This is a genomic window from Alteromonas sp. 4NH20-0104, assembly GCF_057547795.1.
Window position 1 is genome coordinate 28,514 of the sequence record NZ_BAAJLP010000012.1, and the last position, 10,728, is coordinate 39,241.

Annotated in this window: 10 protein-coding genes; 7 read left to right on the forward strand and 3 right to left on the reverse strand. The window is 48.3% G+C overall.

All coding sequences use genetic code 11. From position 1 onward, the window contains the following. The first annotated feature begins 47 nt into the window (after positions 1–47). Both AC27IB_RS10335 and AC27IB_RS10340 read left to right on the forward strand, forming a co-directional pair. A complete protein-coding gene (locus tag AC27IB_RS10335; RefSeq protein ID WP_296048565.1) occupies positions 48–488 on the forward strand; it encodes a tellurite resistance TerB family protein in 441 nt (146 codons plus the stop codon). A 75-nt stretch (positions 489–563) separates the two neighbouring features. Further along, a complete protein-coding gene (locus AC27IB_RS10340; protein WP_296048562.1) occupies positions 564–2,582 on the forward strand; it encodes a putative bifunctional diguanylate cyclase/phosphodiesterase in 2,019 nt (672 codons plus the stop codon). On the opposite strand, the gene AC27IB_RS10345 is transcribed toward AC27IB_RS10340, so the two are convergent. Next, positions 2,583–3,020 (reverse strand): hypothetical protein, encoded by a 438-nt coding sequence (locus tag AC27IB_RS10345; RefSeq protein ID WP_296048560.1) that lies wholly within the window; start codon positions 3,018–3,020, stop codon positions 2,583–2,585. Next, complete coding sequence (locus tag AC27IB_RS10350; RefSeq protein WP_296048558.1) at positions 3,008–4,135, reverse strand: TonB-dependent receptor; 1,128 nt, start codon at positions 4,133–4,135, stop codon at positions 3,008–3,010. The genes AC27IB_RS10345 and AC27IB_RS10350 overlap by 13 nt, the downstream gene beginning before the upstream one ends. Positions 4,136–4,544: 409 nt before the next feature. Here AC27IB_RS10350 and AC27IB_RS10355 point away from each other — a divergent pair, with 409 nt between their 5' ends. The 5 genes from AC27IB_RS10355 (at position 4,545) to AC27IB_RS10375 (ending at position 9,820) form a co-directional block, all read left to right on the forward strand. Continuing rightward, entirely contained in the window at positions 4,545–4,793 is a 249-nt protein-coding gene (locus AC27IB_RS10355; RefSeq protein WP_296048556.1) for an EF-hand domain-containing protein, read from the forward strand. 55 nt (positions 4,794–4,848) lie between these two features. After that, positions 4,849–6,306 carry a sensor histidine kinase gene (locus AC27IB_RS10360; RefSeq protein ID WP_296048554.1) on the forward strand — a complete coding sequence of 486 codons (1,458 nt, stop codon included), beginning with the start codon at positions 4,849–4,851 and terminating at the stop codon, positions 6,304–6,306. A 2-nt stretch (positions 6,307–6,308) separates the two neighbouring features. Next, the gene (locus AC27IB_RS10365; RefSeq protein WP_296048550.1) at positions 6,309–6,890 is read left to right on the forward strand and encodes a hypothetical protein; all 582 of its coding nucleotides are present in this window, start codon (positions 6,309–6,311) and stop codon (positions 6,888–6,890) included. Continuing rightward, positions 6,887–8,227: a sigma 54-interacting transcriptional regulator gene (locus tag AC27IB_RS10370; RefSeq protein WP_296048547.1), complete on the forward strand. Its 1,341-nt coding sequence runs from the start codon at positions 6,887–6,889 to the stop codon at positions 8,225–8,227. The genes AC27IB_RS10365 and AC27IB_RS10370 overlap by 4 nt, the downstream gene beginning before the upstream one ends. Positions 8,228–8,443: 216 nt before the next feature. Next, complete coding sequence (locus tag AC27IB_RS10375; RefSeq protein WP_487120728.1) at positions 8,444–9,820, forward strand: hypothetical protein; 1,377 nt, start codon at positions 8,444–8,446, stop codon at positions 9,818–9,820. A 15-nt stretch (positions 9,821–9,835) separates the two neighbouring features. Here AC27IB_RS10375 and AC27IB_RS10380 read toward each other — a convergent pair whose 3' ends face one another. Then, positions 9,836–10,684, reverse strand: a complete 849-nt coding sequence (locus AC27IB_RS10380; RefSeq protein ID WP_487120730.1) for a DUF72 domain-containing protein — start codon at positions 10,682–10,684, stop codon at positions 9,836–9,838. Positions 10,685–10,728 lie beyond the last annotated feature (44 nt).

Genomic DNA, 10,728 nt, shown 5'->3' on the forward strand with positions numbered 1-10,728 from the left:
CGGTCCAATTATTGAAACTAATGGACAATAGCAAAGTGGAGTAAAGCATGTTGAAATCCATCCTGAATCTGTTTAAAGATTCACCAGGCGACAGCCAGAGTCCGCATCAACTGGAAATTGCCACCGCGGCGCTACTGAGTGAAGTGGTCAGAGCAGACAGCCTGTCTGATGACCGAGAATTGGCTACACTTACACAGTTAATCCGCGAAAACTTTGATCTGACTGAAGAAGAGATAACAAATATTGTCAGCGTTGGTGAAAAGCGTTCAGAAGAAGCGGTAGATTTAGTTCAGTTTACCAAAGCATTGAATGATGGAATGAGTGCTGAACACAAGGAGCGGGTGATGAGAGGGTTGTGGCAGATTGCTTACGCAGATGCAACGCTGAGCCCGGACGAAGAATATATAATACGTAAGATTGCCGACTTGCTCTATATACCTCACAGCCGTTTCATTAAGGCGAAGCTGGAAGCGCAATCCACGCAATAAGATAACGATGAGATAAACCTTATAATGTTCAGTAGTATCCGAACGGCAATGGCCGTGATATTGAGCATCGTTGTGATGACATCATCAACATGGGTGCTATGGCTCGCTGTTGCTGAACATGAAAAGCTGTTTCTCGAATCGCAGAAGAATAACCTGTTTGCGTTAACCCGGAATATGGCTAATGATTTAGTGCCCTTTATGGAGCAGACTGAACGGGACAGCTTTGCGCTGAGTATTGTGTTGTTGCGGCTGGAGCCTTATAACAACGTGATAAATGCCACAATCTACGATAACGATTTTAACCAGGTCGAGCATTATGTAGGCCGAGGGGCTCGCCGCACTGAAAAAACGTTACTCGATCCGCCTATCGACCCACTGATTTACGAACTGGGCATTAATATCGAGCAAGGTAAACTTATTAGCCTCGAGCGGATCGGTGAACAGGCCTTCCCGGTCGGATATCTGTTAATCGTTAACGACTTAAACACCAGTCTGGCGGATAGCCGACGCTCTTTGATTTTCAGAACCACTCCCTGGGTAATTCTTCTCCTGACCGCTACCATTTTTCTCTCCTGGATAATGTTGCGGCGCGCCTTTAAACCGCTGGAGTTATTATCACGTTTTACCCAAATGGTTGTCGATACCAAGGATTACACATCCCGTCATGATGTTCAGGGGACGTCTGAAATTAAGCGCCTTGGTGAACATATCAACCGTCTTATGGCGACCATTGAAGACGAGTTATCGATTAACCAGCAGCAAACCCAAACGTTGATGGAGCAGCAGGTCACGATGACCCGGCTGGCCAATTTTGACAGCCTGACCGGTTTGCCCAACAGGCAGTTTGTGATGGATACCATCAGGATTGAGCTGTCCCGGGCTAAACGGGCTAACAGTGATATTATCCTGATGTTTTTCGATCTTGACGGTTTTAAGGGGATTAACGACTCTCTGGGTCATGAAACCGGTGATATGATATTAATCGAGGTGGCAGAGCGGGTTAAAGCCATCTTACGCGAAGGTGATATTTTAGCCCGGCTTGGCGGCGATGAATTTCTGATAATACCAGACCGCGATGTCACTGAACTGAATATGGCCAGCGTGTCTGAACGGGTGCTGTCGGCATTCGTCGAACCCTTTAAGCTGAAAGGGCTGTCACTGAGAGTCGGGGTCAGTATCGGCGTGGCGAAAGCCCGTGAAGCCGGTTACGATCTGAGCCAGTTAGTGAGCAATGCTGACCTTGCCATGTATCGCTCCAAAGCCCGGGGACGGGGGGTATATACCATCTTTAGTCCGGAAATGTCGGAGTCGCACAAACGTAAAATATTAATCGCTAACAGCATCGAGGCGGCAATAGAAGAAAATCAGTTTAGCTTGTATTACCAGCCCAAAATTAATCTTAACGGCGAGATAGATTCTCTGGAGGCGTTAATTCGCTGGCACCATCCTGAACTTGGGCCGGTTATGCCGTCGGAATTTATTCTGGTCGCTGAACAAGCGGGTAAAATTACCTCAATTACTCAGTGGGTATTGAATCAGGCCAGTAAGGAGCTGGCCGAACTGACCAGCATTTATTCGCCTAAAATTCGTCTGGCGATTAACCTTTCCGTGCATGACTTACGGCACAGCGAGCTGTTCGACTGGATTTACAACGCATTTCAGACGCACTCGGTTAATCCGGAAAATGTGGAGTTTGAAGTAACGGAATCGGCCTACCTGGATAACTTTGCCAGCAGTGAGTCGTTATTCAAACGCCTGCATAACCTTGGCTGTACCATCGCGCTGGATGACTTTGGTACCGGCTACTCTTCGCTAAGTTATCTGACCCAGATTACGATAGATACCCTCAAAATTGACCGTCAGTTCGTGATGGAGCTGGATACCTCTGAACGTAGCCGTTTGGTGACGATTTCGATCATTGATTTGGCCCGTCGGCTGTCACTGAAGATTTGTGCTGAAGGTGTGGAAACCGTTTCACAATGGGAATATCTCAAAGCGTTAGGCTGCGACACGGTACAAGGATACCTGTTTAGTAAGCCGCGACCATTAGCGGATATCAAAAACCAACCCGATTACCAGCGTCAGGCTGGCTGATTACTGTTCCGAACTGCGGTATATCACTTTAACATCATCTGGTAGCGTAGCATTTTCCGGCAGGTAGCCAATGGTATTGGTTGTTGACTCTATCATTAATATTAATTCATCTATGGTGTCGGCCGTTTCAGGGCGTTGCTGACGTCCACTGAAGCGCATCTGCGCCCAATAGGCCTGAATACGCGATTCGGTGAGACCGATGACCCTGACATTAAAAATCGAACGGGCTACTTCACCAGGAGATAAGGCTATCGGGGTGACGCCTGGCAGCGCAAGATTCCCCATAAACAGGTTTCTCAGCTGTGATTTACTGATGCTGTCTATCGATGAGTCCCGATGGGTCACTACCATCACGTGATCATTACTTTTCGCAAGGGTTGCTGCGCTATTAAGCAGCAGACAGGTTATAAGCAGCAGGCGTTTCATCAGAATACCCACTCCAAAGCCACCTGGTAAAGCGTGGCAGAATTGTCGAAGTTGGCATTTTTGACTTCAAAAAAGGCTCGTTGCTGGCCTTGCCCGCGCAACAAGGAAACGTCGCCTTTAATGGCAAAGTTTGCATTGATGTCGTAGCGCATTCCCACTGCCAGACTGTTTAATGAATCCCGTGGAAGCTGGGCGTAAATTGAATCATAGGTAACAGATAACAGGTCTAATTCTGGTGCGAGCCCCAGCGGGATCTCATTAACTGGCGCCGAATATGACATCGATGACGTGGCTACCGTTACGTGGTAGGTCATTGGTGGACTATAAATACCGGTTGTCAGGTAGGCGCTTAATGTATCAGGGAAGGGCGTTGGCTCGCCCACCAATTTCATCACTTCAGCTTCGACAAAATAGTCAAAACTGTGGTAAGACATGCCGGCAGTTAACACTTCCACCTTGCCTACTGTTGACAACGAATCTGCGGCAACCGTGTAGCCGGCTGAGCGCAGGATGGTTCTGAAATCTGAGAGGTCCTGTAAGGTGATATCAATGTCGCCCCGATGGAAAGCCAGGGTAAACTGAATGTTCTGTTTACGTATGCGCCCAATAAATCCATGCAGGTCTTTTACATCGGGTTTAACTTCGACTTCAGCAATCTCGTAAGCGCCATTAAAGCTACCCCAGTACGCTTCAATGGATGCCTGAATGTCTTCGTTACCAAACCGGTAATTAACGTTTATGCCTTTGTAGGTGGGAAACAGAACGCCGTTATATAGTTGCTGAGGCGGGTTAATCCAGTGATAAGCAAAGCCCACATTCCGCACATCTGAATAGTGGAAAAAAGGTGTGCGTTGTTTACCTGCACGAAACTGCCAGTTGTCATTCGCCTGGTAGGTAAGGTAGAGCCATTCAATCCCGGACTCTCTGTCTGAGTTACTGTGAGCCAGCAGTTGCGTGGTGATGCTCAACTTGTCAGTGGCTTGCCAATCGGCCTGCAGCGCGGCCAGTGACTGACTGTCAAATTTTGCTTCGTCAGTATAATCCAGATAGGCGGCGTCATCGGTATCCAGATAACCACCAATGATACGGCCGAAACCAGACAATTTAAACGCAGAATCAGACTCCATATTTGCCTGACTTGTAGCGGGGGAGAGCAAAGTATAAGCGCAAATCAGACACAAGACAGGAGATAAATGCTTTTTAAACCACATCGTCAATGACCAAACAAACTAATGAACTAAAAATAATCCAAGCCTCGGCTTTTCACAAGTTTATCCGAGCCTTTATTTCTTGTGATGTTTGAAGCCTATATTGCAAAGCTAAGGTTTACCGTAGACCGAACACTCTGAAGCCGCTATCGAGTGGGATTTAATTGCCATAAGCTGTTGCTTAATTGCAACATAATAACGGTGTATAGCCATTCGGTAAACTCATGTTTTTGTTTAAGTATTTGATATTATTAAAATATTCTAGTATGGCACGGGTCCTGCTCTATTGAGTTGAAGCAACTAATAAAGACAAAAAGCGGAGACAGCCATGCGTACTTTAATTCTGGCATTAGCAGCAGTAACCACCTTTTCAGCAGCAGCGATCCCAACCAGTCAGGAATTCATGGAGAAAATGGATTCTGATGATGATGGGTTTATCACCTTGCGTGAAGCGGTAAAGAATACCGATTTACTGCGTGAGTTTGGCGATATCGACATTAACGAAGACGGCAAAATAAGCGAAGCGGAGCTGATTAGCTCAGATTATGGCCGTGAAGTGTTGTCTTTGTCGGTTTAAATCGGCTTTACAGAGCGATTTAGTCCGTTGAAATAGCCAAATAGGCGTTAACACGTTGTCGAATTCTCAACGCTATGCGATGCTTGCGTCACGTTTAATAGATAGTGGTTCGCTCTTGCGTTTAGGCTCCTTTCGTCAGCTTATTATTGGCAGCTTTTTGGTTGCCCTCATCCCCCTGGCAGCATTGCTGTGGCAAAGTCATAGCGACCTGACCCGGGTCAGTCGGATGACGATTGATGAAACCCAGCAAATAGCCGGTATCGTCTCTAAAGTGCAACAGCTTGAGAGTGCCAGTGTGGTATTGGAGCGCTCCCTGCGTCAATTTCAGGTGCTCAAGAATGATGTGGCCGAAGGGTTGGTGAATAATGCCCTGGCGCGCTTCGATGAGCGATACGCCGCCCTTTGTTATGCTCAGGTCAGCGTGGAAGGATGTGAGTCGGTAGAAACCGTGTTGGCCGAACTCAAAGCGTTTGCCGCGTTTACCAGTGAAGCTGATTTAGTACCGGGCTTAGGGCGCTTGAGAACCGCGCTGGTTCATGTCCATGAAAGCGTGGATGATGCCATTGAGGCGCGACTAATGTTGCAACGTCAGGATGTGGCAGATATGCAGGCCAAACAGTCATGGCTAAGTGCGCTGTTAGTGTCGGTATCACTAGTGCTTATATTGCTGGGTAGTCAGTTGGTGATTAATCCGGTGCGTAAGCTCAAATTGATCATCCGTATGCTCGCCAGGCAGCAGGGTCGGTTACCCCCTTTATCCACGCGGGCCCCCAAAGAACTGGTGGGTGTTGAAAAAGATCTTCACTGGCTCGGCGAACGGCTGGCACAATTAGAACATATTCGTACGGCACTGCTGCGGCATGCGGCGCACGAATTAAAAACCCCTTTAGCCAGTATAAAGGAGGGATGTGCCTTACTCACTGATGGGACAGTTGGCGCTTTGTCAGAGCCTCAGCAGGAAGTCATGAGTCTGTTAGCCAGCAGTACATCGCGTTTGAACACGCTGATTGAAAAACTGCTGGACTACAATATTCTGTTGCAACAGGCGCAGGCCAGTTTTACTCAGGTTGACGTGGAACAAATGGTCGGACAGTGCATCGAAGATTATCAATTGGCCTTACAAAACCATCAATTGTCGGTGACCATTGAAGCCGGTAATATCAGCGCTGATGCAGAGTTGCTTAGGCGTATATTCGACAATTTATTGTCAAACGCCGTAGCCCATGGCGCGCTGAATAAAACCATTTATATTCGGGTCTCGGTGGAGGATGATGCGGCACTAATCGATGTGGCCAATCATGGTAATAAGATACCGCCGGAGAAAATTAGCAACTTATTTGAACCCTTTGTGCGAGGGGATGGTGCCCGTAACGATAACGTGATTGGCACCGGACTGGGATTATCCATTGTGGCAGATTGCGCAAGGATCATGCACGGAGAAGTAAAGGTGATTGACGTGGATTACGCCGAGGTCTGTTTTCGGGTGGTGATCCCTCAGCAGGAAGACCAATAACAATGAAAAAATATGCTGCCATGAGTGCAGCTTTGATTTTGACCGGATGTTCATTAACGCCGGAAAAGGAAGGGCAAATACAGCCAGAAAGCCACCAGGCCGCGGTAGAATCGATATCCGACGACTGCGTGTTTCAGTCAAGCGGGCGGTTAGATCCCGCGCGTTGTGAAATAGGCTTCTGGCTCGATTATTGGGCACAAGTTGAACAGATGACCTGGCCGAAGCGCGAGTCACTGATTGAGCAGCTTGGTGATACCCCCGATCAGTTATTACAAAAAGTCATTTTGTCACAGCCGGTGAATACCCCCTATAAAGCCAGATTGCGCGCCCAGCACTGGTTTGAGCAGCTTTTGCCTGCTCTAACGACAGCCAATCAGCAGCGGTTGAGTGCGATTATTCATAAGCCCAGTGAACACATGCTTGAGTTTGAATCAGCCGTGACCCTGTTGAGCAAGATGAATAACGGCCAGGATAAAACCATCAAGGCTCAGGAAAACCAAATTAGCGAGTTAAAAGCCCAGCTTGAGGCATTACTCAATATCGAATCAAACCTGATGAGTCAGGAAGAGGAGACACAGCAGTGAGTGTTAATGCAGAGCAACCATCACATATTCTTTTGGTCGACGATGATCAAAGCCTGTTAAGGTTAATGACCATTCGCCTGCAAAGCGAAGGCTTTCAGGTAACGGCCGTTGAGGATGGTCAGGCCGCACTCAAGAAAATCAATACCGGTACCTTCGATCTGGTGCTAAGTGATTTGCGGATGCCGGGTCTGGATGGCTTAAGTCTGTTTGAAGAAATTATGGCCGTTCGTTCCGATATACCGGTGATCCTGATGACGGCTCATGGCACCATATCTGATGCGGTTGAAGCCACCCAGCGGGGTGTTTTTGGCTTTCTTACCAAACCGGTTGATCACGATAAGCTAAGAGAACTGCTAGGCAGGGCATTGCAACATTCCAAAGCGGCTGAGCCCGGCGAATGGTGCAAGGAAATTATTACCCGTTCGCCGGAAATGTTGCATGTACTGGACCAGGCTTACCGTATTGCAAAGCGGGAAGTCAGTGTGCTGGTAACCGGCGCCAGTGGCACAGGTAAAGAGCTGCTGGCCAATGCTATTCATCGTGCCAGTGACCGTGCAGACTTTCCGTTTGTTGCAATAAACTGTGGTGCGTTACCGGAAAACCTGCTCGAATCTGAACTATTCGGCCATGTTAAAGGGGCATTCACAGGCGCCGTTACCGCGAATCAGGGCTTATTCCGTGAAGCTCACGGCGGTACTTTGTTCCTCGATGAAATTGGCGATATGCCAATGACATTGCAGGTGAAGTTATTACGTGCACTGCAAGAGCGTCAAATTCGGCCGGTAGGCAGCAGTAAATCGGTTGATATCGATGTGCGGGTGATTTCAGCCACGCATAAAGATTTACACAAAGAAATGGAAGAGGGTAGCTTTCGGGAAGACCTGTTCTATCGCCTCAACGTGGTTAACCTCAAGTTACCGGCGCTTAAACAACGTAGCGAAGATATCCCCCTGCTGGCCCGTAGTCTTTTAAAACAAAGCGCTGAGCGCCATGGCGTTAAAGTGACCCAGTTTTCCGAAGATGCCATGCAATTACTGGTAAAAAGTGACTGGCCGGGTAATGTCAGGCAATTGGTAAACGTTGTGGAACAATGTGTGGCACTCACGCAAACACCAGTGGTTCCCCTACACCTAGTAGAGCAGGCGTTATCGGCTACCCGCCAAAGCTGGCCAACACTCACTGAGGCGCGTGATGCGTTTGAACAGAAGTATCTGTTTAAGTTACTTAAAATGACCGATGGCAATGTTACCCGTGCTGCCGAGCTCGCCGGTCGAAACCGCACAGATATGCACAAACTGATGAAAAAGCACAACCTCGACGCCGGCGACTTCCGCTAGGCCAATATTATCTGGTCACGCCGGAGGACATTGCTTTCCCCGGCTTTCCGGGCCCGCCATCAGGTCGTTAATAAATAGTAAACAGAGCCTATTTTTGGGTTGGCAAAGTGAGTCAGTCGTGGGATAGTGTGTCGATATTGGACGATAACTAACTTTTGATCGCTAGTGATGGAACCACGTATTAGAATCTGGATTGTTGTAACAAGCTTTATCTTCATGTTTATTGGGCTCCCTGCTCAGGCCCAGGCGATGAATGAGTCGCAGATTGTTACGCGGTTAAATGACATTATCCGGGCAAAAAATACCCCCGCCAATCAACAAATCGACCAAATCAACGAATTACTGGCCAGTGCCAACGCATTGCATGCCGATGCAGCGGAAAATGCTATTCTGGCTTACAAGTTGTTAGTGACGGCGCAGCAGGAAAACTTTGAACCGGTCCGCAGTATGGCGGACGAAGTGCTAACCACCGCCGTTAGACGCCAGGATTACCGTTCCCAGGCGTTCACTTTGCGCGCGAGGATCCGATACCAGGCCATAGCCTCGCCGGACGATGTTGAATTGAGCAAGCAGGAGTTGCTGGGCTTACTAACCCGCCGTTTATCTGATGAAGATAAAGCACAAATACTGTTTGATATTGGCCTGGCTGATATACAAACCGGTAATGTGATGTCGGCGCTTGAATATTTTAATCAGGCGCAAGAGGCATTCTGGACACAGAGTAACTATGCTTCCTGGCGTGAAGTGGTGAATCAGCAAATTGATTTATTAATCGCCATGCAATGGTTTGACCGGGCGCTTGAGAAAGTGCGTCAGCTGGTCGATTTTTCAAAAGACATGAGCGGTGAAGCCGGTAATGCCCTGCAGGATAAATTACTGGCCATAATGGCCGCCGATAACCAGTGGCAAGACATGGAGAAAGTGGCTCTGACACTGCTGGAAGAGAGCGCGGAAAAGGGCAGTATTAACGGTCAGTTTATCGCGGGCTACTGGCTAATGCATGTCAATGTTCAGCAACAGAATATGGATCTGGTAACGCGTTGGCATCAAAAAATTGAAGACTGGCTGAGTGAACACCCGCAACTGAAAGCGCCTGAGCTTTATACCCTGAATAAAATTACCTATTTAATTGAGACAGGCAACCTGCCTGCTGCTAAAGCGCTGCAGGACTCAGTAACCCTCGAAAATGATGAAGGCGCGTTATTTTCTTATCTTACTACCCGCCAACATTTGCTCAATCAGGTGGGACTTGCCGCCGCTAATAACAACATTCAGGGCATTACTTCTGCTTATGAAGAGCTGATTGCCTGGATGGACGCAGAAAGAAGCCGGGTGTTAAGCCTGACTATGGATCAAATCTCCCAGGATTTTGCAGCAATGCAGCGCAGCACTCAAAGGGAGATTCTGTCGCTTAATCAAACGCTCGAAAGCGAGAAAGAAGCGGTCGGTAAAGAAGCCACGTTTAATAACCTACTAATCGTTATTGTGGGGCTACTGATGGCCGGCATAGCGGTACTGAGTTACTTCTATATTCGCCTTAAAAACCAAAAACAATCGTCCCGTCGTCGACGCAGTTCACGCTCGTCAGCTTAATCTACCAGTCTCTTTTCAGAATAGCTGACTCTGCAAATCGTCCTGTTGCGGGGCAAAGCTAAGTGCCGGTAACGGGGTTTGTGGGTAGCGTTGGTTATAGCTGGAAATGAATTGCTGAGCTAACCAGGGCGCGTGCTGATTGTCCGGGCGATGAAAAAACAGGTAGCAGGATTTGCCCTGTTGCCGCCATAGCTGACATTTGTCGATCCAAGGTTGCAAACAGGCGGCATTGTCGTCGTTGTTATTATTACCCACAAAACGCATAACAGGCTGGTTTGCTGTGGCAATCACATTAACCGGCACGCGGGGCTTTTTAGTCCGGACTTCCGCGGTAATATCATTATCCGCCGGGCCTTTAAAGAGCGCTCTGGTATCCATAATCACCCGGTTTACGCCCTGGTCTATTAGCAGCCTGTTGAGGGCTTTTTCTTCTTCGCCCTTAGCGAAGAATGCCTGGTGGCGCACTTCGACCGCGTAAGTGAATGCCGGGGAGAGGCGCTTCAGGAACGCCTCAAGCAGTGGCAATTGGTCGGGCCCGAACCCCGCCGGTAGTTGCAACATAAGCTGGCCCAGCCGGTGCTCTAATCTGGCCAGCAGATTAAGCTGTTGAGTCACCATGTTATCGCAGTGCTGCAAAGTGTTTTTATGACTTATGTCGCTATGAAACTTAAAAGTGAAACGAAAATTAGCCGGTGTGACAGCTGCCCAGTTATCTACCGTCGATGTCGACGGTAAATGATAAAATGTGGTATTTCCCTCAATACTGTTTAACTGCAGGGCATAGTCGGCCAGTTGGGTTGTGGATCGGTTAGCAAACCAGCGTTTTGGCCAGCTACTGTGCTGCCATAAAGGCAGGCCGATCAAAACAGGGCCTAATGTGCTTGTTGAGTGGATATTTGTCATTGGGC

Excerpts from the sequence above, each read along its gene's own strand:
- AC27IB_RS10350 (WP_296048558.1), bottom strand. The coding sequence starts at position 4,135 with ATGGAGTCTGATTCTGCGTTTAAATTGTCTGGTTTCGGCCGTATCATT.
- AC27IB_RS10355 (WP_296048556.1), top strand. The coding sequence starts at position 4,545 with ATGCGTACTTTAATTCTGGCATTAGCAGCAGTAACCACCTTTTCAGCA.
- AC27IB_RS10335 (WP_296048565.1), top strand. The coding sequence starts at position 48 with ATGTTGAAATCCATCCTGAATCTGTTTAAAGATTCACCAGGCGACAGC.
- AC27IB_RS10375 (WP_487120728.1), top strand. The coding sequence starts at position 8,444 with ATGTTTATTGGGCTCCCTGCTCAGGCCCAGGCGATGAATGAGTCGCAG.
- AC27IB_RS10365 (WP_296048550.1), top strand. The coding sequence starts at position 6,309 with ATGAAAAAATATGCTGCCATGAGTGCAGCTTTGATTTTGACCGGATGT.
- AC27IB_RS10340 (WP_296048562.1), top strand. The coding sequence starts at position 564 with ATGACATCATCAACATGGGTGCTATGGCTCGCTGTTGCTGAACATGAA.